Source organism: Saccharopolyspora kobensis, assembly GCF_900108315.1.
Classification (GTDB): Bacteria; Actinomycetota; Actinomycetes; order Mycobacteriales; family Pseudonocardiaceae; genus Saccharopolyspora; species Saccharopolyspora kobensis.
This window is the reverse complement of record NZ_FNVB01000008.1, coordinates 61581-87975: the sequence shown is the minus strand read 5'-3', so window position 1 is coordinate 87975 and position 26395 is coordinate 61581. Positions and strand designations below refer to the sequence as shown.

Sequence of the window (26395 nt, the reverse complement as noted above, 5' to 3'; positions counted from 1 at the left end):
CGGACAGTGGTGCACTTCATGCGCCACGGTGAGGTGCACAACCCGGAGGGCATCCTCTACGGCCGGTTGCCCGGCTACCGCCTGTCGGACCGCGGAGAGCAGCAGGCGAAGCTCGTCGCCGAGTTCCTGGCCGGGCGCGACGTCGTCCACGTGGTCGCCTCGCCGCTGCAGCGGGCGCAGCAGACCGCCGAGCCGATCGGCGCGACCTTCCAGGTCGACGTGGCCACCGACGAGCGGCTGATCGAGTCCGAGAACCGCTTCGAGGGGCTGAAGGTGTCGGTCGGCGACGGCGCGCTGAGCTCGCCGAAGCACTGGCCGAAGCTCTGGAACCCGCTGCGGCCGTCCTGGGGCGAGCCGTACCTGCAGATCGCGCACCGCATGCTCGGCGCCGCCCAGCGCGCCCGCGCGGCCGCGGCCGGGCACGAGGCGGTGTGCGTGTCGCACCAGCTGCCGATCTGGACGCTGCGCCGGTTCCTGGAGGGCAAGCCGATGTGGCACGACCCTCGTCGGCGCCAGTGCTCGCTGGCGTCGCTGACCAGCCTGGTGTTCCGCGGCGAGGAGCTGGTGCGCATCGCCTACGTGGAACCGGCGGGCGCAACCGATCCGAAGGTGACAGGGGCATGAAGAAGCTGTTGGTACGCTTGGGCCTGGTGGCCGCGGCGTTGGCGCTGGTCGGCGGGTGCGCGACGCAGGGCGACGACGCGGTGGCCACCGGCGGTGAGTTCACCTTCGTCTCGCCCGGCGGGCAGACCCGGCTCTTCTACGCGCCGGACGAGCGCGGGCGGGTCTCCGGGATGTCCGGCGAGAGCCTGCTGGAAGAGGGCAAGCAGGTCGGCCTGGACGACTTCAAGGGCCAGGTCGTGGTGCTCAACATCTGGGGCTCCTGGTGCGGGCCGTGCCGCGCGGAGGCCGACGACCTGCAGGCCGTGCAGGACAAGGCCGGGCCCAAGGGCGTGCAGGTGCTCGGGATCAACGTGCGGGACAGCCGGACGGCGGCGGTGGACTTCCACCGCGACCGCGGCCTGACCTACCCGTCGATCTACGACCCGTCCGGCCGTTCGCTGCTCGCGCTGCGCCAGTTCCCGCGCAGCACCGTCCCGGCGACGATCGTGCTGGACCGCCAGCACCGCGTGGCCGCGGTCTTCCTGACGGCGATGCTGGAGAGCGAGCTGCTCCCCGAGGTCGAGAAGGTCGCCGCCGAACCGGCGTGATCGCGGCTCCGCCTCCGTCCCGCACTCGCCCCGCGACGGGTCAGGTGCGCCGGGACCGGGGCCTCCCGGCAATGTTCCGCATCTCGCTCCGCAACGGGTGAGGTGCGGTGGGACCGGGGTCTCCCGGCAATTTCAATGGAAATTGGACGTGTGATTTCAATTGAAATTGCGCGTATCCCGACGCGCCGTCGGTGTGTCGGGTGCCCGACACGCCGACGGGCATACAACTTCCATTGAAATTGGATGTCTGATTTCCATTGAAGTTGCGCAGGTTTGCGCGGGCGGTGGTGCGCGTGGGCTCGGCGGGGGAGGGAGGACGTCGGTGGGTTGGGCTGGGGTGTGCTGGGCTGCGGTGCGGTGCGGTGCGGTGCGGTGCGGTGCGGTGCAGTGGGGTGCGGTGCAGTGTGGTGTGGTGGGGTGGGGTGGGGTTGATCTTGGGGTCCTGGATATGCGGGACCTATGGCCCTGGTGGGGCGGTTGTGGTCTTGATCGGGGTCGCTACCTGGGACGATGTGGGACGGCTCACCGAGCCCGGTGACGGGTCGTGGTCTTGACTTTCCTACCCTCGAAGCGTGAACCCCACTGAGCTCGCCGCGTCCGGACCGCTGCTGTTCGCGGCCGCCATCGCGGTGCTGGCCGGGGCGATCAGCTTCGCTTCGCCGTGCGTGGTGCCGCTGGTGCCGGGCTACCTCGCCTACCTGGCGGGCGTCGTCGGCGCGGAAACCCCGCCCGTGGACGAGACCGAAGCGGCGCTGTCGCGGCGCGGTCGCTGGCGGGTCGCCGGTGCCGCGCTGCTGTTCGTCGCCGGGTTCACCGTCGTTTTCGCCTCCGGGACGCTGCTGCTGCTGGGCCTGTCCGACGCGCTGCTGGCCAACGAGCTCCTGCTGCAGCGGATCGGTGGCGTGGTCACCGTCGCGATGGGACTGGTGTTCATCGGGCTGGTGCCCGCGCTGCAGCGCGACGTGCGGATCCACCGGGTGCCGCGCGCCGGGCTCTGGGGAGCTCCGCTGCTGGGCGCGGTGTTCGGCCTCGGCTGGACGCCGTGCCTCGGGCCCACCCTGACCGGGGTGACCTCCATCGCCATCGCCACCGACGGATCGAGCAGCACCGTGATCCGGGGTGTTCTGCTGATCGCCGCCTACTGCCTCGGGCTCGGGCTGCCGTTCGTGCTGCTGGCCCTCGGCGCCCGGTGGGCTCTGCGCAGCGCGGGGTGGCTGCGGCGGAACGGACGTGTCATCCAAATCGCAGGTGGGGTGCTGCTGGTCGTGGTCGGCCTGCTGCTCGTCACCGGTTTGTGGGGAGAGTTGGTCGCCTTGCTCCGTGGCCCGATCGCCGGTTACGAGACGATCCTCTGATGCGCGGCTACCTGAAGACGACACTGGCGTTCCTGCGCAACACCTGGCGCGGGCTGACGTCCATGCGCACCGCGCTGGTGCTGCTGTTCCTGCTCGCGCTGGCGTCGTTGCCGGGAGCGCTGATCCCGCAGCGCTCGCTGAACATCTCCGAGGTGAACCGGTACTTCGCCGAGTACCCGACGCTCGCGCCGATCCTGGACAAGCTCGGGGCCTTCGAGGTCTTCAGCTCGGTCTGGTTCGCCTCCATCTACGTCCTGCTGTTCATCTCGCTGATCGGCTGTCTGCTGCCGCGCTGTTTCGAGTACTACAAGCAGTGGCGCAGCAAGCCGGTGCGCACGCCGCGGAACCTCTCCCGGATGCCGCACCACGAGCAGGCCACCCTCGACACCTCCGTCGACGAGGTGATGGCCGGCACCCGCAGCCGGTTGCGCGGCTGGCGGATGGTCGAGCGCGAGGAGGACGGCGGCGCGAAGTCGATCAGCGCGGAGCGCGGGTTCCTGCGCGAGATCGGCAACCTCGTCTTCCACTTCGCCCTGGTCGGCCTGCTGCTCAGCGTCGCGGGCGGCAAGCTGTACGGCTACGAGGGCCAGGTCATCGTGGTGGCCGACGGCTCCGAGTTCTGCAACTCCGGGACCTACAACTACGACTCCTTCCGCGCCGGGCTCACCGTCGACGGCACCCAGCTCTCCCCGTTCTGCGTGCGCGTCAACGGCTTCGACATCGACTACGAGCGCAACGGCCAGGTCGGCGACTACCGGGTGGACCTGCAGTACCAGTCCGGTGAGGACCTGGAGAACAACACCTGGCAGCCGTACCTGCTGCAGGTCAACCACCCGCTGCGCACCGCGGGCGACCGGATCTACCTGACCGGCAACGGTTACGCGCCGCGCTTCACCGTCACCTTCCCGGACGGGCAGCAGCGCACCGACGTCATCCAGTGGCAGCCCGCCGACCCGATGACGATGCTCTCGCAGGGCGCCACCAAGTTCGACCCGCCCGGCGTGCTCGACGACGCGCAGCGCCGCCAGAACCAGCTCGCCATCACCGGCCTGTTCGCGCCCACCGCGGCGTTCGACGGCGCCATCCTCAGCTCCAGCTTCCCGGACCTGCTGGACCCGGCCGCGGCGGTCGACGTGATGCGCGGTGACCTCGGGCTCGACTCCGGCCGCGGCCAGTCGATCTTCGGCGTGGACCAGTCCATGGTGGACCAGGGCAGGCTCCAGCGGGTGGCCCGCGAGAACCTGCGCGTCGGCGAAGAGATCCGCCTCGACGACGGCACCACGGTCCGCTTCGACGGCGTCGAGCGGTGGGCCAACCTGCAGGTCTCGCACGACCCGTTCCAGCCGTGGGTGCTGCTGTTCTCGGTGCTGATCATCTTCGGCATCAGCACCTCGCTGATGATCAAGCGGCGACGGGTGTGGGTCCGCGCCGCACCGCACCCGGACCAGGACGGATCCGGTTCCGCACGTACCGTTGTCGAAGTCGGCGGACTCGCTCGCACCGATCAGGCCGGGTACGGCGAGGAGTTCACCAGGCTCGCCGCCGACCTCCTCGGCACGGGTGTCGACCACTCGCCGAAGTCCCGCGCGGCCGCTGGCCCCGCGCGCGAAAGGAAGAGCTGATGCCGGTCAACGAGACGCTGTCGACCTACAGCGACATGGCCTACGCCACGTCGGTGGTGGTCTACATCCTGGCGATGCTGCTGTACTTCGCGGAGTTCTCCCGCGGGCGCGTCGGCGCGGTCGAGCGCAACCGCGAGGCGGCGCTGGTCGGCGGAGGCGGCGGGGACGCCACTTCGGCCCCGGTGGTCGGGCACGTGCCCGCGCCGGAGAAGCGGCCGTTCTCCGAGCGCCTCGGCGGCATGGCCGTCGCGATGACGCTGCTCGGCGCGGTGGTGCACTTCGCCTCCTTGCTGCTGCGCGGTCTGGCCACCGGCCGGGTGCCGTGGGGCAACATGTACGAGTTCGGCTCGGCGATCTGCCTGGCCGCCGTGGTGGCCTGGCTGGTCGTGCTGTACCGGCAGACGCGCACCGCTCGCCGCGCCGCGACCTCTCCCCAGCTGCGCGGGCTCGGCGGTTTCCTGATGCTGCCGGTGATCCTGCTGCTCTTCCTGTCCGGCACGGTGCTCTACGCGCAGGCCGCACCGCTGATCCCGGCGCTGCAGTCCTACTGGATCGTGATCCACGTCGCCGCCGCGATCATCGCCAGCGGCGTGCTGCTGTTCGCCGGCGTGGCGAGCCTGCTGTACCTGGTGCGCTGCCGGTACGAGAACAACCCGCTGAAGATGACCAAGGTCGGTTCCCGGCTGCCCACCAGCCAGGCGCTGGACCGGGTCGCCTACCGCGCCACGGTGATCATCTTCCCGGTGTGGACGTTCGCGATCGTCGCGGGCGCGATCTGGGCGGAAGCGGCCTGGGGCCGGTTCTGGGGCTGGGACCCGAAGGAGACCTGCTCCTTCATCGCCTGGGTGGTCTACGCCGCGTACCTGCACGCCCGCGCCACTGCGGGCTGGCGCGGGGTGCGCGCGGCCTGGATCAACATCCTCGGCCTGGCCGTGATGATCTTCAACTTGTTCTTCATCAACATCGTTGTGGCCGGTCTTCACTCGTACGCTGGACTGTGAGCGGATGATCAGCGCCCTCCGGGGCGCAGCGGGGAACCCGCCGTGCGCGGCGGGTTCCGTCGCGTGGAGTCCGCCACCAGCGCAATTCGCGCCCGGTCGGCGAACGGCACCGGAGGGACGGACCGCCCACCCCCGGTGACTAGCGGGTCTCTCTGCGACTACCGTGCCTTGCGGAGACGGGGAGTTCACGATTCGTTCCGGCAGGGCCCGGCTCGATTGTGGGAGGGACGGCAACGGTGACCGGACAGTACGAGGAGCCCGAAGCTCGGCGGGACGCGGGGACCACCGCGGCGCAGCCCGACGCCGAGTCCGGCAGCACGCAGTACATCGAGCCGGAGACCAGGCCCGCGCACCCCACGCCGTCCTACGTCGACCCGTCGCAGGTCGACCAGGCAGGTGACGCGCCGCAGCCGTACTACCCGGGCGGCGCGCCGGCGGGCGGCGCGACGCCGGGCAACGGCGACCCGACCCAGTCCGGGCCGCAGCCGCAGTTCCCCGACCCGTCGGCGTCCGGCCCGCACCCGCAGGCGTCGGGCCCGCACCAGGTGCCCGGTGCGCAGTCGGGGCCGTACTCGGTCTCCGGTGGGCCGTCCGGTCCGTACCCGCCCGTGTCGGGTGGGCCTTCTGGTCCTTATTCGCCGGTTTCCGGTGGGCCGTCGGGTCCTTACGCACCCGTGTCCGGCGGGCCGTCCGGCCCGTACGCGCCGGTTTCCGGTGGCCAGTCCGGTCCTTACCCGACCGGTGCGCAGCAGTTCCCGCAGGGCGGCCCGCAACCCGGTCCGCAGCAGTCGTTCTCGTCATACCCCCAGGCTGCCCCGAACGGCGGCCCCGGGGATCAGCCGTTCGGCCAGGACCTCTCGTCCGCTCAGCTGCTCCGGCAGACCAAGCGGTCCCCCCAATCCGGGTGGCGCAAGGCCGTCTACCTGGCCAGCGGGAAGACGGTCAACTTCGGCGAGGGCCCGGCCGACCGGCGCCGCCGCGAGCTGATCGGCCGGATCAACCAGCCGCTGCAGGGCTGCTACAAGATCGCGATGCTGAGCCTGAAGGGCGGTGTGGGCAAGACCACCACGACCGCCACCCTGGGCTCCACGTTCTCCTCGCTGCGCGGTGACCGGGTGATCGCGGTCGACGCGAACCCGGACCGCGGCACGCTGGCGCAGAAGATCCCGCTGGAGACCACCGCGACGGTGCGGCACCTGCTGCGCGACGCGCACCGGATCCGCAAGTACAGCGATGTCCGCGCCTACACCTCGCAGGGCCCGTCGCGGCTGGAAGTGCTGGCCAGCGAACAGGATCCGGCGGTCTCGGAGGCGTTCAGCGAGGACGACTACCGGCGCACCGTCACGCTGCTGGAGCACTTCTACAACGTGGTGCTCACCGACTGCGGCACCGGCCTGATGCACTCCGCGATGAAGGGCGTGCTGGACCTCGCCGACTCGCTGGTGATCGTCTCGTCCGGCTCGATCGACGGCGCGCGCAGCGCATCGGCCACCTTGGACTGGCTGGACGCGCACGGCTACGGCGACCTGGTGGCCAGGTCGGTGGCGGTGATCAACTCGGTGCGCCCGGGCTCCGGCAAGGTCGACGTGGACAAGCTGACGGCGCACTTCAGCTCGCGGTGCCGCGCGGTGTCGAAGATCCCGTTCGACCCGCACCTGGAGGAGGGCGCCGAGGTGGAGCTGGACCAGCTCGCGGCACCGACCAGGATGGCGCTCCTCGAACTGGCCGCCACCGTGGCGGACGACTTCCCCCACGCCCCCGGCCGCAACCGCCAGGCCTGAAGGCCGGAAGGCACGCGCTCGCACATGACGCAGCAGCCCTGAACCACGCGGTGGTTCAGGGCTGCTGGCGTCGTGGACCGGTGGCGGGCGAGCCGACCCGCCGGTCGGTCAGTCTTCTTCCGACGGCCGGGACTTGCGCCGCTGCTCGTCCAAGCGGCGCAGGAACTCGGGATCGTCGTCGGGCGCGATCGGCGCCTGCCTGGGACGGGGCCGGTCCGGCCCGGCCGAGACGGGGCCGAACGCCTTCCACATCAGCACCGCGATCGTGAGCGCGCCGATCGCTGCCAGGACGTAGATCATCGGGCCACCTCCAACTCTGCCGCTTCCGAGATTAGCCAATCCCGGCCCCGGTTGTCCGCGTCGCAGGTGGCCGCGCTCCAGCGGCCCGGGTGCTGCCACGCCATCGGCGCAGCGCGCCCGGGCTCGGCGGTCGTCGCCCGACCGCGGGCGTCGTTCAACCGCTCGCCTGCGAGGGGCGCCTGCGAGCGGCTCGGTGAACCCGGAGCAATGCCTCGGAACGAGCCTTTCCAGAGCTGGTTCCGGCCGGAGCCGCGACGATCGACGTGCCGCGCCACGGAAGGTGTCGCATGCGACGCCAGGCGCATAACCCACCCTCGCAGCTCGCACCGCCGCGGGTTCTCAGCGTTCGCCTGGCGAGGACGGCCCGGCTGCCGTGCATTGGCATGCATAAAGCCGGGCACCCGCAGTCCAGGCGGACGCTGAGGTTCCGCTACCCGCACCGCTGCGCGAACCAGCCACTGGAAAAACTAGGAGAGAGGTCGTGCGCGAGCCGGGGGCCGCGGGTCACCGCCACCCCTGGCCGCGTGCAGGACCAGTTCTCGGGCGGTTGCTCAGATGGCGCGGTTCACGTCGTTGGTCAGTTCGGCGAGCAGGGCGCGGACCTCAGACTCGCGGAAGCGGCGGTGGCCGCCGGGCGTCCGGATGGAACCGATCCGGCCGGCGGTGGCCCACCGAGTCACGGTCTTGGGGTCGACCCGGAAGAGCGCCGCGACCTCACCGGGCGTGAGGAGCTGCTCCTGGCCGTTCTGGCGCGGCTGCTGGGTCGTCGCGGTCACAGGTGACCTCCACGTTCGAGATGGTCATTCGGGCAATCCGGTCGCATCCTGGCACCCCGAGGGCCAGGTACTCGAACATTTGGGTTTAGGTAAAGGGAAGGTAAGGGACGAAAACGGCGCTTCGGGCGGTGCGCGAGACCGGCGCCACCGGCCGCCCGGCCGGTTCGCCGATCGCTTGCTCTACCCTGGTGACGTGCAGGAACAGCAGCAGTCCGGAACCGCGGCCCAGGGTGCGAAATCGACTCTCGCACGTGACATCGCGCTGTACACCGTCGCCAGGTTCGCGATGGTGATCGCCGTTGCGGCGCTGTTGATGCTGGCCAAGGTGCCCGCGCTGGTCGCGCTGGCGGTGTCGGTCGTGGTCGTGATGCCGCTGTCGCTGCTGGTCTTCGGCAAGCTGCGGCGCCGGGTGGCGATCGGGATGGCCGAGCGCGCCGCGGAGCGCAAGGCCCGCCGCGAGGAACTCCTGGCCCAGCTGCGCGGCGATCGCGCCGCGGACGCCGGATGAGCCCGGGGATGGCCGCCAGCATCGACCGCTCCTGCACGCGGACGAGGGCCTGGACCAGCGAAGCGGTCCGGATCATCGAGGCCGATGCCAACCGCAGCGCCGACACCCACCTGCTGCGCTACCCGCTGCCGGCGGAGTGGGGAATCGATCTTTACCTCAAGGACGAGTCAACACATCCGACTGGTTCGCTCAAGCACCGGCTGGCCCGATCGCTGTTCCTCTACGCGATCTGCAACGGCTGGGTGACCGAGAACACACCGGTGATCGAGGCCTCCTCCGGCTCCACCGCGGTGTCCGAGGCCTACTTCGCCCGGCTGCTCGGGCTGCCGTTCATCGCGGTGATGCCGCGCTCCACGAGCCGCGAGAAGGTGTCGCTGATCGAGTGGCACGGCGGCCGCTGCCACTTCGTGGACGAGCCGGGCGCGATCTACACCGAGTCGCGCCGGCTGGCCGCCGAGCTCGGCGGCCACTTCATGGACCAGTTCACCCACGCCGAGCGGGCCACCGACTGGCGCGGCAACAACAACATCGCCGAGTCGGTCTTCGACCAGCTGGCGCTGGAGCCGCACGCCGAGCCGAGCTGGATCGTGGTCGGCGCGGGCACCGGCGGCACCAGCGCGACCTTCGGCCGCTACCTCCGGTACCGGCGCCACCGCACCGAGCTGGCCGTCGTCGACCCGGAGCACTCGGTGTTCTTCGAGGCCTGGCGGGACAGCGATCCGGAGCGCACCAGCGACCGGGGTTCGCTGATCGAGGGCATCGGCCGCCCGCGGGTGGAGCCGTCCTTCGTCGGCCAGGCGATCGACCGGATGATCAAGGTGCCGGACGCGGCCTCGATCGCCACCATCCGCTACACCGAGCAGGTGCTGGGCAGGCGGGTCGGCGGGTCCACCGGGACCAACCTGTGGGGCGTGTTCGCGCTGGCGTCGGAGATGATCGCGGCCGGGCGGCGCGGGAGCATCGTGACGTTGCTGTGCGACGGCGGTGAGCGCTACGCGAACACCTACTACGACGACGAGTGGGTCGCCGCCCGCGGCATGGACCTGGACGCGCCGCGCGCGGTGCTGGAGCACTTCCACGCGACCGGCGAGTTCCGGGCGGGTTGAGCGGCGTGCAGGGAGGTCTGGTTCCGGTGAGGCGTTGGGGTTTGGTGACCGGGGTGGCGATGCTCGCCGTCGTGACCGGATGCACCGCCGAGCAGTCGCCGCCCGCCGCGGAACCGTCGACGCCGTCGACCTCCGCGGAGGAATCGGCGACGGAGTCCGCGGAGCCCTCGATCACCCGGAACATCCCGCCGGAGCGGCGCGAGCACCTCGCGGCGCTGACCGGTGAGCAGATCTGCCTGCTCGTCGAACCGGCGGACCTCGAATCGCTGGCCTTCGCCGTGCTGTCCGGCCGGCCGCGGGAGCTCGACTTCGACCCGCCGGTGCGCGGCTGCCGCTTCGACGCCGAGTCGGGCGCCCGGTCGGTGCTGATCGGGGCGCAGCGCGAGGGCTTCGCCGACCTGGGCCGGGACGAGGTCGAGCTGGGCGCGCGCGCCGGCACCAGGACGCTGCGCGCGGGCGACTGCACGGTGTACGCGGGCGTCGCCGGGGCGACCCTGCAGGTCTCGGTGACCGCTGCGGAGGCGGATTCGGACGACTGCGGGACGGCGGAGCGCGTCGCCGAGTACGTGCTTCCCGCGCTGGTCGGCTCCTGACGCCGAATTCTCTTGCGGGGCAATCCTTTCCGCCCCGGAGCGCGTGACTCGCGGTGAAACGGCCCGGTAATTGCGGCCGCGATCAGTTTGCCGCGCTAAAGGGATGTACTCGTCCAAAACGGTCAATCTGGCCTTTGCTTGTCACGAATGGGAAACGAGGTGTCGCATTCGTGGAGCGCGGGCGCGCGAGTTGACGTCAAATCCTCCTGACGGATTAGTGCGAGTCGGGGGTTCGTGTGGCCGAAAACCTCAAGGCGATTCCAGCGGAGATGAAGGGCTTCGAAGGCCTGCTGGAGCGGAACGCCGGGTATTTCAAGAAGATCGATGAGTGGGCGGAGAGCACGGCGTCCGACACCAGCGGGTTCACCGGTCTGATGATGGTGCTGATCCCGGTCGTCGAAATGGTGACCGCGCTGTACGGCGAGACGCTGGAATGGGCGAACAGCGCGCTGCTGAAGGTCAAGGAAGATCTGGCGGACGCCTCCGCGGAGTACGAGGAGATCGAGCAGAAGATCGTCGGGATCTTCCGGCAGATCCAGTCCGATCTCGACGACATCAAGATCTGAGGGGGAGCGGGAATGGCTTCGTTCGCGGACGCCGAAGACCCGATGGGCGTGCTCACGGCCGATCCGAGCCAGAGCAACGCGGAATCGCAGCAGCAGGCGATCGAGGACGCCGGCTGGCAGGTGCAGGCGGTCAACTGGGTCTACGAGCAGGTGACCGGTCAGAACCTGATCGAAACGCTGATCGCGCCGATCGCCGGTGATTTCTCGAAGATCGAGACCAACGCCGAGGCGTGGGGCCAGGTCGGCGATGCGCTGCGCGCCATCCGGAAGAACCTGAACCAGGGCATCAGCGATCTGCGCGAGAGCTGGGACGGCGCCGGCGCGATCGCGTTCGAGACGCTGCTGGTCTCCACCTGGACGGTGGCGCTCGAGGGCGACGCCATGCTGGCGCAGCTGATCGGCAAGGGCTTCCAGAAGGCCGCGGACATGTCGCGGAAGATGACCGACAAGGCCCTGGAGCTGATCAAGAAGCTGGTCGACCGGCTGATCGAGACCGCGGCCACCGGGTGGATCCCGGTCGCGGGCTGGGCCAACGTGGTGCGCAACGTGCAGAAGTGCGTCGAGATCGTGATGGCGATCCTGGAGCTCTTCGAGGCGCTGCAGCAGATGTACGACTCGGTCGTGCAGCTGGTCGAGTCGGTCAAGAACGCGGGCACCAACCTGGCCAAGATCAAGGACGCCAACAGCCTCGGCGACGCGGTCAACATCGGCCTGCAGGCCAAGGACGACTTCACCGCGGTGAAGGACTCGGCGACGGGCGTGACGGACGCGGCGACCGGGGTGAAGGACTCCGCGACCGGCGTGAAGGACGCGGCGACCGGCGGCAACCAGCCGGCGGCGTCCGGGACCCGGTGACGGAGAGGAGGGCACGACGTGAGCGACGACTGGATGACCCCGGAGATCCGCGAGGCCGAGGCGATGCTCGAAGAGCGCATGCGCCAGGCCGAGGAGGTGCTGGACCGCGTTGCCCGGTACGAGGCTTCGCTTCCCGAGATCAAGCTGACCGACGACCAGATCGAGGACGTCGAGCAGCGCATCCGGTCCGGCCAGGCGCCGCCGGAGATCGCGGCGCTGCAGGCGCGCATCGACGCCGGTGAGTTCAGCTGGCAGGACATCGCCAGCGGCGAGGCGCTGCACGACGAGTCGGTGCAGGCCTCGTTCGCCAAGAGCGTGGCGAACATGCAGCAGGCCAAGGAACTGCTGGACGCCGGCTACGACGTGGCCACGGTGATCAGCAACGACCCGAACCGCCCGGCGGCCGACACCTACGACGACGAACCGCCGGACTCGTTCCTGCGGTGAGGGGTTGAGTGATTCCACGATGAACCGCAAGACGCTGATCGGCATCACCATCGGCTGGGGCGTGCTGGTCGCGCTGGTCTTCGCGGTGTTCCTGGGCATCGCGATGTTCAGCGGCACCTCGCTGGCCAAGTCCGACACCGCCGACGGCTCCACCGGCCCGTACTTCCGCTGGAACGGCGAGCCGATGCTGATCACCAGCGCGCAGCGCGGCAAGGCCGCGGTCTGCAAGGTCGTGCCGGAGGAGGGCGAGTCGCGCGAGGTGAGCACCTACCGCGCGGAGGGCCGCCGGTACGTGGACCCGGTCGAGCCGTGGTTCTCCGGCGAGGCCCAGATGTCGTGCACGACCCCGGTGACGATCCGGGTCGGCTCCGAGATCACGAACTACGAGTTGTTCACCAAGAACCGCGTGCTGCAGATCGGTGCCGCGGTCGTCGCCGCCGCGCCGTTCCTCGCGGTGAGCGTCTTCGGCCTCGGCACCCGCAAGACGCGGGCCTGACGACGAGAGCGGCCCGTCCACGCCGTGGACGGGCCGTTCTTCGTTCTCGTTTTGAAGCGGCGAAGCCGCTTAGCTCGTCTTCGCAACCCGCACCGCCGCGGGTTCTCAGGCGTCGTCTGGCGGGGACAGCCCGTTCGCCGTGTATTGGACATACATCAGAACGGGCTCCTGGAGTCCAGGCGGCGTCTGAGGTTCCGCTACCCGCACCGCCACGCAAAACGACCCCGGATACAGGCTTTTCAGCCGAAGGCGAGTGCGCCGCCGGTGATGATCGCCCAGATCAGCATGGCGAGGCCGGTGTCGCGCAGCGCCGGGATCAGCGCGCGTCCCTGCGCGCCGGTGATCACCGCCCGCAGCGGGACGACGAGCGGCAGCAGCGCGGCGAAACCGAGCAGCACCCACGAGTTCCGCAGTCCGATCAGCACCGTGATCAGGAACGGGACCAGCGCGAGCGTGACGTAGAGGGTCCGGGTGTCCCGGTCGCCGAGCATCACCGCCAGGGTGCGCTTGCCGGTGACGCGGTCGGACGGGATGTCGCGCAGGTTGTTGGCCACCAGCACCGCGCTGGACAGCGCGCCGACGCCCACCGCGGCGCCGATGCCGAAACCGCTGATCTTCCCGGCCTGCACGTACATGGTGCCCAGCACCGCGATCAGTCCGAAGAAGACGAACACGGCCAGCTCGCCGAAACCGGCGTAGCCGTAGGGTCGCTTGCCGCCGGTGTAGAACCAGGCCCCGGCGATGCACAGCGCGCCGATGGCCAGCAGCCACCACTGCCCGCTGAGGAAGACCACGCCCAGGCCGGCGATCGCGGCGAGCCCGAAGCAGATCCAGGCCGCGGTGCGCACCGCGGCCGGCCGGGCGGCGCCGGAGCCGACCAGCCGGAACGGGCCGACCCGGTCGTCGTCGGTGCCCCGGATGCCGTCGGAGTAGTCGTTGGCGAAGTTCACGCCGATGATCAGGAACATCGAAACCGCGAGGGCGAGGACCGCGATCGGCAGGTCGAACCCGTCGAGCCCCGCTGCGGCGCCGGTCCCGGCGAGCACCGGCGCGATCGCGTTCGGGAAGGTGCGGATCCGAGCTCCCTCGATCCACTGCGCAACAGTCGCCATGGCAGCCATCTTCGCGCACCGGCTTCACCCGGCCGTGGCAGCCTCCCGGTGCCAGGGCCCGCGCGCTCCGGTGTCCCGAAACGCGCACGGCTCCTGACCAGCGGCGATCAGGCCTGGAAGAACTCCGCCAGCGCCCGGCGGTCCGGCTTGCCCGGGCCGCGCAGCGGCAGTTCCGGGAGGAAGGCGAAGCGCTTCGGCGCGGCGGCGGCGTTCAGCCGCGCGCGGACGGCGGCGCGCAGTTCCGGTTCGGCCGGTGGTCCGGCCGGGTCGGCGGGCACGACCGCGGCGGCGACCGCCTGGCCCCACTCCGGGTCGGGCACACCGAGCACGCACACCTCGCGGACGCCGGGCTGCTCGGCGAGCACCCGCTCCACCGGCAGCGGGGCGACGTTGACGCCACCGGTGATGATCATGTCGTCGGCGCGGCCCAGCACCTCCAGCCGCCCGTCCTGCCAGCGGCCGAGATCACCGGTGCGGAACCAGCCACCGGCGAACGCGGCGGCCTCCGGCTGGTGCCGGTAGCCCCTGGCCAGCATCGGTCCGCGCAGCAGGATCGGCCCGGTCCCGCCGTCGACGCGGACCTCCGCGACGTCCAGCGGCCGCCCGTCGTAGACGCATCCGCCCGAGGTCTCGCTCATGCCGTAGGTCGTGGTCGCGCGGACGCCGTCGGCCAGCGCGCGGTCCAGCAGCGCGGGCGGGGTGGCGGCGCCGCCGAGCAGCACCGCGTCGAACTTCCGGAGCGAGGCGAGGCCGTCACCGCCCGCGCTGAGCAGCCGGGACAGCTGGGTCGGCACCAGCGCGGTGTAGTGCGGGCCGTGCGCGGCGAGGACGTGCTGGGCGGCTGCGGCGAAGCTGTCCGGGCGGAAGCCGCCGGCGGTGTCCACGGCGCTCGGGCGGGTTCCCGCGAGCAGCGCTCGGACGAGGACCTGGATCCCGGCGATGTGGTGCGCGGGCATCGCCAGCAGCCAGTGACCGGGCCCGCCGAGGCGGCGGTGGGTGGCTTCGGCCGAAGCGCGCAGGGCTGCGGCCGTCAGCAGCACGCCCTTGGGCGCACCGGTGGAGCCGGAGGTGGCGATGACCAGCGCGGTCGGGTCGTCGGCGGAGTCCTCCGCGCTGGTCAGCGGGCCGGACAGCGCTTCGGTGAGCCGGTGGGACTCCGCGGCGTCGTCGCCGCGGACCGGCAGCAGGGCCGGGCCCTCGCCGTTCAGCGCCCGCTCCAGCGCGGGCAGGACGTCCAGGGCGTCCGAGCCGGGCGGCACGGGGAGCGGCTGCAGGTGGCGGGCACTCGACATGCGCTCCATTGTCGGCCGGTTCCCGAGCGGCGCTCGCGTGATCCTCGGCATCGACCACCAGTTCAAGTTCCGTTTCCGCTGGCCAAGGACCGTGAGCGTTTTGTGGGGCTATGGCACCCCAAAGCGCTCACGGTAGGTGACCAGGGGAAAGGTGCCGGGTCAGGCTTCTCCGCCGCGCAGCAGGGGCGGGTGCAGGTGGCGGGCGCGACCGGCGCGGTACAGGCGGGCGGGGCGGCCGCCGTCGCGGGTCGTGGTGAGCTCCGTCGGCTCGACGAAGCCTTCCGTCTTGGTCGCCTTGCGGTGGAAGTTCCGCGGGTCCGGGGCGGTGCCCCACACCACCTCGTAGACGCGGCGGAGCTCGGCGATGGTGAACTCGCGCGGGCAGAAGGCGGTGGCCAGCGGCGTGTACTCCAGCTTCGCGCGGGCCCGCTCCACCCCATCGTGGAGGATCCGGGTGTGGTCGAAGGCGAGGCGCCGCCCGGCGAGCAGCTCGTCCACCGGCTGCCAGCGGGCGTCGGCCGCGTCGGTGCCCGCGTTCGGGCTCGGCAGGTCGGCGGCCAGCGCGATGTAGGCGACCGTCACCACGCGCATCCGCGGATCGCGGTCGGGCGCGCCGTAGGAGGCGAGCTGTTCCAGGTGGACGTGGTCGCGGGAGAGCCCCGTCTCCTCGGCCAGTTCGCGGGCCGCGGCGGTGTCCAGGTCCTCGTCCGGGCGGACGAATCCGCCGGGCAGCGCCCAGTCGCCCTCGTACGGCGGTTCCCCTCGGCGGATCACCAGGGCTTGCAGGGCGTCGTCTCGCACGGTGAGGACGACCAGGTCGGCCGTGACGGCGAACGGTGGGAACTCTGCCATGGGCCCAGCCTACCGACTTAGCGTCAGTTTGACGATTAGGCTCCGGCATGATTATCGTCAGATTGACGAAAACGAGGAGGGCTCCCATGGCCGACATCGCCCGCTACCCGCTGGTCCGGCACCTGCGCGGATCGACGACCGCCTACGTCGAGCACGTTCGCCGCGGCAGGACCGTCCGCGCCGGCGTCGGCGCGTCGTTCTGGTTCCGCCCGCTCAGCGCGGTGCTAAACGAGGTGCCCGCCGACGACCGCGAGCTGCCGCTGCTCTTCCACGCCCGCACCAGCGACTTCCAGGACGTCACGGTGCAGGCGACGGTGACCTACCGGTTCGCCGACCCGGCGACGGCGGCCGGCCGGATCGACTTCTCGATCGACCCGGACACCGGTCGCTGGCGCGCGACGCCGCTGGACCAGGTCGCCGGGCTGCTGACCGAGACCGCGCAGCAGTACGCGATCGACCTGCTCGCGGGCGACGACCTGACGGCTGCCACGGCGGGCGGAGTCGGCCCGGTGCGCGACGTGATCGCCGCCGGGCTGGGCGCCGACCAGCGGCTGGCGGAGACGGGGATCGCGGTGGTCGGCGTCCGGGTGGTGGCGGTGCGGCCGGAGCCCGAGGTGGAGAAGGCGCTGCGCACCCCGACCCGCGAACTGGTCCAGCAGGAGGCCGACAAGGCGACCTTCGAGCGCCGCGCCATCGCCGTCGAGCGGGAGCGGGCGATCGGCGAGAACGAGCTGCAGACGAAGATCGAGCTGGCCCGGCGCGAGGAGCAGCTGGTCGCCCAGCGCGGCGCCAACGCCCGGCGCGAGGCCGAAGAAGCGGCCGCGGCGGGAGCCATCTCGACCGAGGCGGAAGCCCGCCGCAAGGTCACGTTGGCCGAGGCGCGAGCCGAGGAGGTCCGGCTGGCCGGGGCGGCCCGCGGCGACGCCGAGACCGCCCACGTCGCCGCCTACCGCGACCTGCCCGAAGGCGTGCTGCTCGGGCTGGCGCTGAAGGAGCTGGCGGGCAACCTGCCCAAGATCGACACCTTGGTGCTCACCCCCGACATGCTGACCAAGGCGCTCGCCAAGTTCGGCGGCGAAGCCCGATGAGCACCGCACCGCGCGTCGTCATCGTGCACCGGCGCACCGAGTACCAGGAGCTCATCGCCCGGCACGGCACCCGCGGCCAGGCGGCGTTCTTCCTCCGCGGCCGCGGCCGGGACATCGCCGAGCTGGAGGACCGGCACGAGCGGACCACCGCCGCCATCGCCCGGGTCGCGGCCGCGGTGCCGGTCGACTGGCGGCGCGGTGTCGTCGAGCGCGCGGACGTGTCGCGGTTCCTGTTCGCGCCCGACGACGTGGTGGTCGTCGTCGGGCAGGACGGCCTGGTGGCCAACGCCGCGAAGTACCTCGACGGCCAGCCGGTCATCGGCATCGACCCGGAGCCGGGCCGCAACGCCGGAACCCTGGTGGCGCACGCGCCCGGCGATCTCCCGGAGCTGCTCCGGGCCACCGGCCAGGTGGAGGAGCGGACCATGGTGCAGGCGCAGCTCGACGACGGCCAGCGGCTGCTGGCGCTCAACGAGATCTTCATCGGGCACCCGGGCCACCAGACGGCCCGCTACGAGCTCCAGCCGTCGGGCTCCGGAGCCGAGGCCCAGGCCTCCTCGGGCGTCATCGTCGCGAGCGGGACCGGTGCCACCGGCTGGTGCCGCTCGATCGCCCTCGAACGCGGCAGCGGCCTCCGGCTGCCGCGCCCACCGGAACCCAGGCTGGTCTGGTTCGTCCGCGAGGCCTGGCCGTCACCGGCCACCGGAACGTCGATGACGGAGGGGGAGCTCGCCGGCGACGAGCTGGCGCTGACGGTCCAGTCGGACCAGCTCGTCGCCTTCGGGGACGGCATCGAATCGGACGCCCTGACCCTGACCTGGGGCCAGCGGCTGCGCATCGGTCGCGCCCCGGCGAGGCTGCGCCTGGTCCGCTGATCAGTAGTACCAGGGGAAGGCGGACCAGTCCGGGGTGCGCTTCTCCAGGAACGAGTCGCGGCCCTCGACCGCCTCGTCGGTCATGTAGGCCAGGCGGGTCGTCTCGCCCGCGAACAGCTGCTGGCCGACCAGGCCGTCGTCGATGGCGTTGAACGCGTACTTGAGCATCCGCTGCGCGGTCGGCGACTTGCCGTTGATCTCGCGGGCCCACTGCAGCGCGGTGGCCTCCAGCTCCTCGTGCGGGACGACCTCGTTGACCATGCCCATCCGGTGCGCCTGCTCGGCGGTGTAGGGGCGGCCGAGGAAGAAGATCTCGCGGGCGAACTTCTGGCCGACCTGGCGGGCCAGGTACGCGGAGCCGAAGCCGCCGTCGAAGCTGCCCACGTCGGCGTCGGTCTGCTTGAACTTGGCGTGCTCGGCGCTGGCGAGCGTGAGATCGCACACCACGTGGAGGCTGTGCCCGCCGCCCGCGGCCCAGCCTGGCACCACCGCGATGACGATCTTGGGCATGAACCGGATCAGCCGCTGCACCTCCAGGATGTGCAGCCGCCCGGCGCGGGCCGGATCGACCGTGTCGGCGGTCTCGCCGTCGGCGTACTGGTAGCCGGAACGACCGCGGATCCGCTGGTCCCCACCGGAGCAGAACGCCCAGCCGCCGTCCTTGCTCGACGGGCCGTTCCCGGTGATCAGCACGCAGCCGACGTCGCTGGTCATCCGCGCGTGGTCCAGCGCGCGGTACAGCTCGTCGACGGTGTGCGGGCGGAAGGCGTTGCGCACGTCGGGGCGGTTGAAGGCGACCCGCACGGTGCCCTTCCCGGGGCCGTCCTCGACGCAGCGGTGATAGGTGATGTCGGTGAAGTCGAAGCCCGCGACGGGCTCCCACGAAGCCGGATCGAACAGCTCAGAGACACGGGGATTCTGCACACCTGGGACAATAGGCGCAGCAAGTGCCCGGCGCGGGGGCCTCCCCGCAGCAGCCCGGCGCCTGCGCGGACGAGGGCGAGGAGGACCATGTTCCTCCAGCCGGGGTCCGCCAACGAGGTTCAGAGGTGATGGGTTGAATCCGTCCACGGCTCAGGCTGAGGTCATCGTCGACGAGCTCGTCCGCAACGGGGTGCGGCAGGTGGTGCTCTCCCCGGGATCCCGCAACGCACCTCTCTCTTACGCGCTGCACAAGGCCGATCACGCTGGGCGGTTGCGGCTGCACGTGCGCATCGACGAGCGCAGCGCCGGATTCCTGGCCCTCGGCCTGGCAGCGCGCTCGCAGTCGCCGGTCGCGGTCGCCTGCACGTCGGGCACGGCGGCGACGAACCTGCACCCGGCGGTCAGCGAGGCCTTCCACTCCGGTGTGCCGCTGATCGTGCTCACCGCCGACCGACCGCCGGAGCTGCGGGCCGCCGGGGCCAACCAGACCATCGACCAGCACGGCATGTTCGGCTCCGAGGTCCGCCTGTTCGACGAGCTGGCGGTCGCCGAGGACCGGCCGGGGCAGAACGCCTACTGGCGCAGCCAGGTGTGCCGCGCCTGGCACGCGGCGCAGGGCGAGGTCCGCGGCGGCCCGGTGCACCTGAACCTCCCGTTCCGGGAGCCGCTGGTGCCCTCCGGCGACGCCGACTGGTCCGAGCCGCTGGACGGCCGCCCGGACGGCGCGCGCTGGACGGAGCTCGCCGGCTCCGGGCGGGTGCCCAGCGCGCTGTCCCGCGTCCGCGCCCGGCACGGGCTGGTGCTGGCGGCGGACTCGGGCGTCGGCGGAGCGGGCGAGTGGGGCGAGCGGTCCGGCTGGCCGGTGCTGTCGGAGGTCGGCGCGGTCGGCGTGCCCGGCTCGGCGGTGATCAGCACCGGGATGTGGCTGCTCGGGCTGCCGGAGTTCGTCCAGCAGCACCGGCCGGAGCAGGTGCTGTGCGTCGGGCGCCCGACGGTGTTCCGGCAGGTGCAGCGGTTGCTGGCCGACACCGGTGTGGAGGTGCTGCTCGCGCACGGCGGTGCCGACTGGCCCGCACCGGCGCACAACCTGCGGGAGGTCGCCGACACCTTCGGGCCGACGCCCGCACCGGCCGATCCGGACTGGCTCACCGGCTGGCAGCAGGCCGACCAGAAGGCCTCCGCCGCGCTGCACGGCGCGCTTGACCTGGAGCGCTGGCCGAACGGCCCGGCGGTGGCGCGCTCGGTGGTGGACGCCATGCCGGAGCACGCGCTGCTGGTCCTCGGCTCGTCGAACCCGACGCGCGACGTCGCGCTCGCCGCGCGGCAGCGGCCCGACGTCGTCGTGCACCGCAACCGGGGCGTGGCCGGGATCGACGGCACGGTGTCGACCGCGATCGGCGCGGCCATCGCGCACGGGCAGCCGGCCTACGCGCTGCTGGGCGACCTGACGTTCCTGCACGACAGCAACGGCCTGATGCTCGGGCCGTACGAGCAGCGGCCGGACCTGACGATCGTCGTGCTCAACGACGACGGCGGCGGCATCTTCTCGCTGCTGGAGCAGGGCGGGCCGGAGCACAGCGAGTCGTTCGAGCGGATCTTCGGCACGCCGCACGGCACCGACCTCGGGCAGCTCTGCGCCGCGCACGGCGTCGAGCACGAACTGGTGCGCCAGCAGTCCGAGTTCGTCGAGGCGCTGCGGTGGCGGCCGGGCCTGCGCGTGATCGAGGTGCAGGCCGAGCGGTCCGTGCTGCGGTCGGTGCACGAGCGCCTGCAGACCGCCGTCCGCTCCGCGCTGCTGGGCTGATCACGTTCCCATGTGGTGGGACGTCCGGCGCGGCGCGCGCCGGGCCGCGTTTCCGCAGATCGCAGCGCATCGCCGTGGCCCATCGGGGTGATTCGCGGATTCCGCCGCAGAATGGGAAAAACGTGCCGAACCAAAAGACCACCTGCTGGTCATGACCTTCTCTAGGCTCCCTCCGGAGCACGAATTCGAGGAGGTGGCAGGTGTTCCGACGACACGGCCTGCGAGCGGCGGCCGCGGCCTGCTGTGCGACGGCGCTTTTCGCATCCCCGGCACTGGCCGGTGGTGACGGACCGGGTGCGCCCGGCGCGGGTGACGACTACTTCCCCGGCTACGGCAACGGCGGCTACGACGTCTCGCACTACGACATCCAGCTGCGCTACCAACCCGCGGACGACCACCTGCGCGGCACCACGACGATCGTGGCGAAGCCGACGCAGAACCTGACCGCGTTCAACCTGGACTTCGCGCTGACGCCGAAGTCGGTGCTGGTCAACGGACTTCCCGCGGAGTTCTCGCAGAACGGCACAGAACTCACGGTGACCCCGTCGGAGACGCTGCCGGAAGGCAGCCTGGCGACGTTCGTCGTGAACTACGAGGGCGTGCCCTCCACCGTCGAGGTCGACGGGCTCAACCCGTGGATCCGCACCTCGGACGGGGCGCTGGCGGTCGGCCAGCCGGAGATCTCCGCCTGGTGGTTCCCCGGCAACGACCACCCGCGGGACAAGGCGACCTTCGACATCGCGATCACCGTGCCGGAGGGCACCGAGGCCATCGCCAACGGCGTGCACACCGACACCAGCAGCCTGGCCGGGTGGACGACCTGGAAGTGGCGCACCACCAAGCCGACCGCGACCTACCTCGCGTTCTTCGGCGCCGGTCAGTACGAGGTCAACGCGCGGACCGGTGCGTTCGGGCAGCCCTACGTCAGCGCCTACTCGGAAGGCCTCGGCGAGCTCGAAGGCCCGGCGAAGGCCAGCGTCGAGCGCAGCCCGGAGGTCCTGGAGTTCCTCAGCGGCGTGCTCGGCGAGTACCCGTTCGAGGCGCAGGGCGGCCTGGTGTCCTCGGAGGGCATGAACTTCGCGCTGGAGAACCAGACCCGGCCCACTTACAGCCACCTGTTCTTCCGCAAGGGCGCGAACACCTCGGTGGTGGTGCACGAGCTCGCGCACCAGTGGTTCGGCGACTCGGTCTCGGTCGACACCTGGCGCAACATCTGGGTCAACGAGGGCTTCGCGTCCTACGCGGAGTGGCTCTGGTCGGAGGCGCAGGGCACCGGCACCGCGCAGGAGCTGTTCGACCACTACTACGCGCAGTACCCGGCCGACGACCCGTTCTGGCAGGTCGCTCCGGGTGACCCGGGCAAGGACGCGGTGTTCCACAGCGCGGTCTACGACCGCGGGGCGATGACGCTGCAGGCGCTGCGCAACGTGGTCGGCGACGAGGTGCTGCTCGACACCGTCCGCACCTGGGTGGCGCAGAAGCAGTACGGCACCGCGACCGTCGAGGAGTTCATCGAGCTGGCCGAGCAGAAGTCCGGCAAGCAGCTGGACGAGCTGTTCAACGCCTGGCTGTTCACCAAGGGCAAGCCGCCGGTCGGCGAGGCCACCGGTGTCCCGGCCAGCGCGCTGCGCGCGTCGGTCGCCCCGCCCGCGGCGGTGGCCGAGCTCGACCACACGCACTCGCTCCTGCACGACCACTGAGTTGACGTGAGCACTCGCCCTGCGTGGCGGTGCGGATAGCGGAACCTCAGAGGCTTTCTCGACTGCGGGATCCCGTTCCTCGATGCACGGGAACGGGCCGTCCCGGCGAGGAAGCCTCTGAGAACCCGCGGCGTGCCGGTTGGCGTGGTGCCGAGTTTCGAGATCGCGGTTCGCCGCTGCAAGCGGCCCCACCGCTCAGTGCAGGCCTTCGAGGGCTTCCCGGACGGGGAGGAGCTTCGCCTCCGCTTCCGCGACCTCGAGGTCCGGGTCGGAGTCGGGCACGATCCCGCATCCGGCGAACAACCGCAACTTCCCGCCGCTGCGCCCGGTTTCACCGCCGGGCGCAGCGGCGTCCTCGACCTGGGCGCAGCGGATCGCGACGCCGAGCTCGCCGTTGCCGCTGCCGTCCAGCCAGCCCACCGGCCCCGCGTAGCGGCCGCGGTCCATGCCTTCCAGCTCGCTGATCAACCGGACCGCGTCCTCGGTGGGCGTGCCGCCGACCGCCGCCGTCGGGTGCACCGCGGCGGCCAGCCGCAGCAGCGTGGCCGCCCGGCCGTCGGCGTCGCTGAGCTTGCCCTCGACGTTGGTGGCCAGGTGCAGCACGTTGCGCAGCTGGAGCACCTCCGGCTCGTCGGGCGCGACGAGGTCGCTGCAGAACGGGCGCAGCCGCACGGCCAGGGATTCCGCGGCGTAGGCGTGCTCGTGGCGGTTCTTCTCGGAGGACAGCAGTTCCGCGGCGAGCTGCTCGGTGCTGTGGCCCTCGCGCGGCCAGATCGTGCCGGCCAGCACGCGGGAGCGGACCTCGTAACCCGTCCGCTCCAGCAGCAGCTCCGGCGTGGCGCCGACGAGCCCGTCGACCGCGAAGGTCCAGCACGACGGGTAGCGGGCGGCCAGGTTGTGCAGCAGGAACCTCATGTCCAGCGGCTCCGAGGTGGTGGCCAGCAGGTCGTGCGCGAGAACGACCTTGGCCAGGCCACCGGGCTCCTGCATCCGGCCGACGGCTTCGGCCACCGCCTGCCGGTAGCCGGTGGCGGAGAGCTGCCCGTCGCCGTAGGAGACGAAGCCGGGCGGCCGGACCGGTTCGGGCTCGTCCGCCTCGGCCGCCCCGTCGCCGATCGTGGTGATCCAGCGCACCCCGTCGCGCTCGCCGACCACGACCTCCGGCACCACCAGCGCGGAGTGCCCGGGGTGGTCGGCGAAGGCCATGCTGGCGAAGGCCACCGGGCCGGAACCGGGCAGGCCCACCGGGTCGACCACCTCGGCCCGCTCGCACAGCTGCTGCCACCAGGCGTCGGCCCGCTCGAAGCGGTCGGGACCGGACACCTCCAGGCGGGCCGCGCAGCCCCAGCCGACCAGCCCGGCGCCGTCGCGGACCCAGCTCAGCGCCGAACCGCCGGGCAGCAGTTCCAGCAGCGGGCGGTCGTGTCGGGGGTCACCTGGTTCGAGCCGGCGGCTTCGCGCCACCAGCGGCCGGGATGTAGTCGCCACTCCTGGAGGGTATGCGCCGGGCCCGAAGTGGTGGCCGACACCGAAGCCGTGCGGGGTCGCGAGGGCGCGGCACTTACAATCGGTCACCGTGGCGAGCGACGCGGCGGTACCGAACGCGGCCGACTCGGTGACCGGATCCAGCACGGAAGGTGACCGGACGGTGGCGCGACCGGCGCGTCGCAAGGGCTGGACGCGCGCCGCCCGCGGGGTCCTGGTGCTGGGCGTGCTGATGACCGCGATGGGGCTGTCGATCATCATCGCCTGCTTCATCAACGACCGGACCATCGAGGAGTCCAGGGGCGAGGCGGTCGCCGAGGTGGTCGACACCTCGCTGACGCGGACCGCGGTGCGCTTCAACACCGACCAGGGCCGCGTCTACATCCCGCCGAACGGTGTCCTGTACCCGACCGACCTGCAGACCGGGCAGCTGGTGCGGGTGGAGTTCGACTCGCGCAACCCCGACCTGGTCCGCGTGGCGGGCCGCAACGCGACGCTGTCGTTCCTCCCGGTGGGCAGCGGCCTCGCGGTCCTGTGGGCGGTCCTGCTGCCCCTGTACTGGCTCTTCCGCCGCAACGCGACCCGCTGACTCGGATCGCCGGGGCCGCTGAGCGGGGTTCCCCGAGCGGGTCGCGCGGTGTGACACTGGACTGGCCCGTCGACATCCCGCCGGACTGGGGAGTCGGTCCCGGCTTGCGAGGTCGCCATGATGAACGTCAGGGAAGCGCGAGCGGGCGCAGCGGACGTGCAGCAGTGGGTGCTCGGCGCGCCGGTCACGTCCACTGTGGATCGGTCGGTGCCCGGGGGAGTGCTCGCCGGGGAACTCTCGCAGTACTGCGCGATGTTGGGCGACGACGCGCTGGTCCTCGCGCACCGCTTGACCGAGTGGGGAGTGCGCGCGCTGGAGCTGGAGGAGTGCGCGGCGCTCGGCCGGATCGCGCTCGACCTCGTGGAGCAGGCGCGAGTTCTGCTGCGCCGCGCGGGTGAGGTCGAGGGCGCGGGGCGGGACGAGGACCGCCTGGCCTACGCCCGGCAGGCCGCGGACTTCCACAACGTCCGGCTCGTCGAGATCGACTGCGGTCCAGGGCCGGGCGGTGATTTCCCCACCACCATGGCCAGGTTGCTGCTGTTCGCGGCGTGGCGGCACGCGGTCTTCGAGCGGCTGGCGGGCAGCCGCGACGCGGTGCTGGCCGACCTGGCGGCGGGCTCGCTGAACCGGCTCGCGCGGCACCGCGACCACGCGGCCCAGTGGGTGATCCGTTTCGGCGACGGCGACGCGGATTCGGCCCGGCGGATGGCGGCCGGTCTCCAGCGCATCTGGCCGCTGACCGCCGAGCTGTTCGTCCCGCACCCGGTGGAGGCGCGGATGGACGACCTCGGCTGCGGCGTCGACCCGGCGCGGGTGCGCGACGAGGTGCGCGGCGTGCTGGACGAGGTCGCCTCGGTGGCCCGCCTCCGGCTCCCCGAGCCGCCCGACTTCGGCGTGTTCGCCCGCCCCGGCGGCCGCGACGGCGCGCACACCGGCGACTTCGAGTTCCTCATCGCCGACCTGCAGTACCTCGCCCGCTCCGGCTGACCAGAAGCGCGCGAAATCCCCCTTGCCGACTCCATTTCCGCTGGTGGTGACCCGTGGTGCTGTGGCGCCGCACTCACGAGGACTGACCAGCGGAAACGGAACCAGTCCGGGGAACTGACCGGTGCGGTGCCGCGACTACGCAGACCGGGGCGGCGGCGAGATTGAGTACTTTTCCCCAAGAAGTCCGGGCGGGATCGGAGCAGAGTGATCGGGAGACGCCCGGGAACCACGGTCCGGCACACGACGTCGAACCCGGCGATCGCGGGCGCGGACACCGGTTTCGACGGCTGCTCGCGGCCGAGTGGAAGGACGACCCGACGTGGACGGATTCTGGTTGCAGGTGCTGATCGCACTGGTCGCGGGTGGTTGCGGGGCCGGAGTGGTGCTGGTGGCCCGCACCAGGAGAGCGCGGCCCGAACCGGCCGCGCTGCCGCAGCCCGCCGCGGTGCAGCCCCTCCGGGCGCAGCCGCAGGACCGCTGGTTGCACGACGTCCGCCGGTGCGAGCAGGCCGTGCACCGGGCGGCGCGGGCGGTGGACGCGGTCTCCTCCACCCGGGCCCGGCAGAACCTCCAGGCGGTGGTGCGCCGCATGGACGCCGAGCTGCCGAACGTCCGCGCGCTCGCCGAGCTGGGGCGCGGGCTGACGAGCGCCGATGCCGCGGTGCTGAGCCGGGTGCGGGGTCAGCTGGAGGACGCGGTGGTGCGCTTCGGCATGGTCACCGACCACATCCTGGAAGCGGTCGTCGAGCTGGTCGCCGACCCGGACCTGGCCCGGGTCCACCAGCAGGTGGTCGTCCTCCGAGAGCAATTCCCCCTGCTGCGCCCGATGTCGGCGGTCTTCGGCCCGAAACCGGGCTCAACCCCAACACGCACCCTCCTACCCGCAGCCTAAAACCAAACCCCGCTACCCACGCCGTGCTACCCGCGTCCTGCTACCCGCGCCGTGCTGCCCGCGTCCTGCTGCCGCACCCTGCCGCCCGCGCCTACTGCACGCGCCGTACTACCCGCGGCCTGCCGCCCGCGTCCTGGCGTCCGCGCCCTGCCGCCCGCGTCCTGGCGTCCGCGCCCTG

Annotated in this window: 27 protein-coding genes; 20 read left to right on the top strand and 7 right to left on the bottom strand. The window is 71.7% G+C overall.

Features of this window, described 5'->3' with window-relative positions; translation table 11 throughout:
- The first annotated feature begins 18 nt into the window (after positions 1–18).
- The 6 genes from C4T78_RS25475 (at position 19) to C4T78_RS25450 (ending at position 6970) form a co-directional block, all read left to right on the top strand.
- Entirely contained in the window at positions 19–624 is a 606-nt protein-coding gene (locus tag C4T78_RS25475) for a histidine phosphatase family protein (protein ID WP_093354548.1), read from the top strand.
- A complete protein-coding gene (locus tag C4T78_RS25470; protein ID WP_177247639.1) occupies positions 621–1211 on the top strand; it encodes a TlpA family protein disulfide reductase in 591 nt (196 codons plus the stop codon). The genes C4T78_RS25475 and C4T78_RS25470 overlap by 4 nt, the downstream gene beginning before the upstream one ends.
- Positions 1212–1783: 572 nt before the next feature.
- Complete coding sequence (locus tag C4T78_RS25465; RefSeq protein WP_093145706.1) at positions 1784–2566, top strand: cytochrome c biogenesis CcdA family protein; 783 nt, start codon at positions 1784–1786, stop codon at positions 2564–2566.
- The gene (gene resB / locus C4T78_RS25460; RefSeq protein WP_093354027.1) at positions 2566–4188 is read left to right on the top strand and encodes a cytochrome c biogenesis protein ResB; all 1623 of its coding nucleotides are present in this window, start codon (positions 2566–2568) and stop codon (positions 4186–4188) included. Before C4T78_RS25465 ends, resB begins: the two co-directional genes overlap by 1 nt.
- Complete coding sequence (ccsB, locus tag C4T78_RS25455; RefSeq protein WP_093354024.1) at positions 4188–5189, top strand: c-type cytochrome biogenesis protein CcsB; 1002 nt, start codon at positions 4188–4190, stop codon at positions 5187–5189. Before resB ends, ccsB begins: the two co-directional genes overlap by 1 nt.
- A 236-nt stretch (positions 5190–5425) precedes the next feature.
- Positions 5426–6970 carry a MinD/ParA family ATP-binding protein gene (locus C4T78_RS25450; RefSeq protein ID WP_093354022.1) on the top strand — a complete coding sequence of 515 codons (1545 nt, stop codon included), beginning with the start codon at positions 5426–5428 and terminating at the stop codon, positions 6968–6970.
- Positions 6971–7078: 108 nt separating this feature from the next.
- Here the strand turns inward: C4T78_RS25450 and C4T78_RS25445 are convergent, their stop codons facing one another.
- Together C4T78_RS25445 and C4T78_RS25440 are read right to left on the bottom strand one after the other, a co-directional pair.
- Positions 7079–7270, bottom strand: coding sequence for a hypothetical protein (locus C4T78_RS25445; RefSeq protein WP_093354019.1), 192 nt, complete (start codon positions 7268–7270; stop codon positions 7079–7081).
- A 551-nt stretch (positions 7271–7821) separates the two neighbouring features.
- On the bottom strand, positions 7822–8046 hold the full coding sequence (locus C4T78_RS25440; protein WP_093155370.1) for a BldC family transcriptional regulator: 225 nt from the start codon (positions 8044–8046) through the stop codon (positions 7822–7824).
- Between the two features lie 193 nt (positions 8047–8239).
- Between C4T78_RS25440 and C4T78_RS25435 the strand changes: the two genes are divergently transcribed.
- The 7 genes from C4T78_RS25435 (at position 8240) to C4T78_RS25405 (ending at position 12617) form a co-directional block, all read left to right on the top strand.
- On the top strand, positions 8240–8554 hold the full coding sequence (locus C4T78_RS25435; protein WP_258958358.1) for a DUF4229 domain-containing protein: 315 nt from the start codon (positions 8240–8242) through the stop codon (positions 8552–8554).
- Positions 8555–8562: 8 nt separating this feature from the next.
- A complete protein-coding gene (gene cds1, locus C4T78_RS25430) occupies positions 8563–9660 on the top strand; it encodes an L-cysteine desulfhydrase Cds1 (RefSeq protein ID WP_218161618.1) in 1098 nt (365 codons plus the stop codon).
- A gap of 26 nt (positions 9661–9686) precedes the next feature.
- Positions 9687–10253, top strand: coding sequence for a DUF3558 family protein (locus C4T78_RS25425; RefSeq protein ID WP_235863609.1), 567 nt, complete (start codon positions 9687–9689; stop codon positions 10251–10253).
- Between the two features lie 236 nt (positions 10254–10489).
- The gene (locus C4T78_RS25420; RefSeq protein WP_093354014.1) at positions 10490–10819 is read left to right on the top strand and encodes a hypothetical protein; all 330 of its coding nucleotides are present in this window, start codon (positions 10490–10492) and stop codon (positions 10817–10819) included.
- 12 nt (positions 10820–10831) lie between these two features.
- A complete protein-coding gene (locus C4T78_RS25415; RefSeq protein ID WP_093354012.1) occupies positions 10832–11674 on the top strand; it encodes a WXG100 family type VII secretion target in 843 nt (280 codons plus the stop codon).
- Between the two features lie 18 nt (positions 11675–11692).
- Entirely contained in the window at positions 11693–12121 is a 429-nt protein-coding gene (locus tag C4T78_RS25410; RefSeq protein ID WP_235863608.1) for a hypothetical protein, read from the top strand.
- Between the two features lie 4 nt (positions 12122–12125).
- Entirely contained in the window at positions 12126–12617 is a 492-nt protein-coding gene (locus C4T78_RS25405) for a hypothetical protein (protein ID WP_235863607.1), read from the top strand.
- Positions 12618–12856: 239 nt separating this feature from the next.
- Here C4T78_RS25405 and C4T78_RS25400 read toward each other — a convergent pair whose 3' ends face one another.
- The 3 genes from C4T78_RS25400 to C4T78_RS25390 all read right to left on the bottom strand — a co-directional run bounded on the left by C4T78_RS25400 (position 12857) and on the right by C4T78_RS25390 (position 15873).
- Positions 12857–13729, bottom strand: coding sequence for a 1,4-dihydroxy-2-naphthoate polyprenyltransferase (locus C4T78_RS25400; protein ID WP_093354007.1), 873 nt, complete (start codon positions 13727–13729; stop codon positions 12857–12859).
- A 107-nt stretch (positions 13730–13836) separates the two neighbouring features.
- On the bottom strand, positions 13837–15021 hold the full coding sequence (menE, locus tag C4T78_RS25395; RefSeq protein WP_093354535.1) for an o-succinylbenzoate--CoA ligase: 1185 nt from the start codon (positions 15019–15021) through the stop codon (positions 13837–13839).
- Between the two features lie 159 nt (positions 15022–15180).
- Entirely contained in the window at positions 15181–15873 is a 693-nt protein-coding gene (locus C4T78_RS25390) for an NUDIX hydrolase (protein ID WP_093354004.1), read from the bottom strand.
- An 86-nt stretch (positions 15874–15959) separates the two neighbouring features.
- Between C4T78_RS25390 and C4T78_RS25385 the strand changes: the two genes are divergently transcribed.
- A complete protein-coding gene (locus C4T78_RS25385) occupies positions 15960–16961 on the top strand; it encodes an SPFH domain-containing protein (protein WP_093354002.1) in 1002 nt (333 codons plus the stop codon).
- Complete coding sequence (locus C4T78_RS25380) at positions 16958–17836, top strand: NAD(+)/NADH kinase (RefSeq protein WP_093354000.1); 879 nt, start codon at positions 16958–16960, stop codon at positions 17834–17836. The genes C4T78_RS25385 and C4T78_RS25380 overlap by 4 nt, the downstream gene beginning before the upstream one ends.
- On the opposite strand, the gene C4T78_RS25375 is transcribed toward C4T78_RS25380, so the two are convergent.
- Positions 17837–18760: a 1,4-dihydroxy-2-naphthoyl-CoA synthase gene (locus tag C4T78_RS25375; RefSeq protein WP_093353998.1), complete on the bottom strand. Its 924-nt coding sequence runs from the start codon at positions 18758–18760 to the stop codon at positions 17837–17839.
- A gap of 133 nt (positions 18761–18893) precedes the next feature.
- Here C4T78_RS25375 and menD point away from each other — a divergent pair, with 133 nt between their 5' ends.
- Both menD and C4T78_RS25365 read left to right on the top strand, forming a co-directional pair.
- The gene (gene menD, locus C4T78_RS25370) at positions 18894–20564 is read left to right on the top strand and encodes a 2-succinyl-5-enolpyruvyl-6-hydroxy-3-cyclohexene-1-carboxylic-acid synthase (RefSeq protein ID WP_093353996.1); all 1671 of its coding nucleotides are present in this window, start codon (positions 18894–18896) and stop codon (positions 20562–20564) included.
- A gap of 200 nt (positions 20565–20764) precedes the next feature.
- Positions 20765–22264, top strand: a complete 1500-nt coding sequence (locus C4T78_RS25365; RefSeq protein ID WP_093353994.1) for a M1 family metallopeptidase — start codon at positions 20765–20767, stop codon at positions 22262–22264.
- Between the two features lie 195 nt (positions 22265–22459).
- Here C4T78_RS25365 and C4T78_RS25360 read toward each other — a convergent pair whose 3' ends face one another.
- Positions 22460–23752, bottom strand: a complete 1293-nt coding sequence (locus C4T78_RS25360) for an isochorismate synthase (RefSeq protein WP_235863606.1) — start codon at positions 23750–23752, stop codon at positions 22460–22462.
- Between the two features lie 88 nt (positions 23753–23840).
- On the opposite strand from C4T78_RS25360, the gene C4T78_RS25355 reads away from it, so the two are divergent.
- The 3 genes from C4T78_RS25355 (at position 23841) to C4T78_RS25345 (ending at position 26217) form a co-directional block, all read left to right on the top strand.
- Positions 23841–24338 carry a DUF3592 domain-containing protein gene (locus tag C4T78_RS25355; protein ID WP_235863605.1) on the top strand — a complete coding sequence of 166 codons (498 nt, stop codon included), beginning with the start codon at positions 23841–23843 and terminating at the stop codon, positions 24336–24338.
- Positions 24339–24458: 120 nt separating this feature from the next.
- Positions 24459–25325: a 1,2-phenylacetyl-CoA epoxidase subunit PaaC gene (gene paaC, locus C4T78_RS25350; RefSeq protein WP_093354528.1), complete on the top strand. Its 867-nt coding sequence runs from the start codon at positions 24459–24461 to the stop codon at positions 25323–25325.
- Positions 25326–25644: 319 nt separating this feature from the next.
- Entirely contained in the window at positions 25645–26217 is a 573-nt protein-coding gene (locus C4T78_RS25345) for a hypothetical protein (RefSeq protein ID WP_093353992.1), read from the top strand.
- The last annotated feature ends 178 nt before the right edge of the window (positions 26218–26395 follow it).

What these genes read in the sequence shown, in the direction of transcription:
- C4T78_RS25475 (WP_093354548.1), top strand. Translation starts at nt 19, where the DNA reads ATGCGCCACGGTGAGGTGCACAACCCGGAGGGCATCCTCTACGGCCGG.
- C4T78_RS25470 (WP_177247639.1), top strand. Translation starts at nt 621, where the DNA reads ATGAAGAAGCTGTTGGTACGCTTGGGCCTGGTGGCCGCGGCGTTGGCG.
- resB (WP_093354027.1), top strand. Translation starts at nt 2,566, where the DNA reads ATGCGCGGCTACCTGAAGACGACACTGGCGTTCCTGCGCAACACCTGG.
- ccsB (WP_093354024.1), top strand. Translation starts at nt 4,188, where the DNA reads ATGCCGGTCAACGAGACGCTGTCGACCTACAGCGACATGGCCTACGCC.
- C4T78_RS25445 (WP_093354019.1), bottom strand. Translation starts at nt 7,270, where the DNA reads ATGATCTACGTCCTGGCAGCGATCGGCGCGCTCACGATCGCGGTGCTG.
- cds1 (WP_218161618.1), top strand. Translation starts at nt 8,563, where the DNA reads ATGGCCGCCAGCATCGACCGCTCCTGCACGCGGACGAGGGCCTGGACC.
- C4T78_RS25415 (WP_093354012.1), top strand. Translation starts at nt 10,832, where the DNA reads ATGGCTTCGTTCGCGGACGCCGAAGACCCGATGGGCGTGCTCACGGCC.
- C4T78_RS25400 (WP_093354007.1), bottom strand. Translation starts at nt 13,729, where the DNA reads ATGGCGACTGTTGCGCAGTGGATCGAGGGAGCTCGGATCCGCACCTTC.
- menE (WP_093354535.1), bottom strand. Translation starts at nt 15,021, where the DNA reads ATGTCGAGTGCCCGCCACCTGCAGCCGCTCCCCGTGCCGCCCGGCTCG.
- C4T78_RS25390 (WP_093354004.1), bottom strand. Translation starts at nt 15,873, where the DNA reads ATGGCAGAGTTCCCACCGTTCGCCGTCACGGCCGACCTGGTCGTCCTC.
- C4T78_RS25385 (WP_093354002.1), top strand. Translation starts at nt 15,960, where the DNA reads ATGGCCGACATCGCCCGCTACCCGCTGGTCCGGCACCTGCGCGGATCG.
- C4T78_RS25380 (WP_093354000.1), top strand. Translation starts at nt 16,958, where the DNA reads ATGAGCACCGCACCGCGCGTCGTCATCGTGCACCGGCGCACCGAGTAC.
- paaC (WP_093354528.1), top strand. Translation starts at nt 24,459, where the DNA reads ATGAACGTCAGGGAAGCGCGAGCGGGCGCAGCGGACGTGCAGCAGTGG.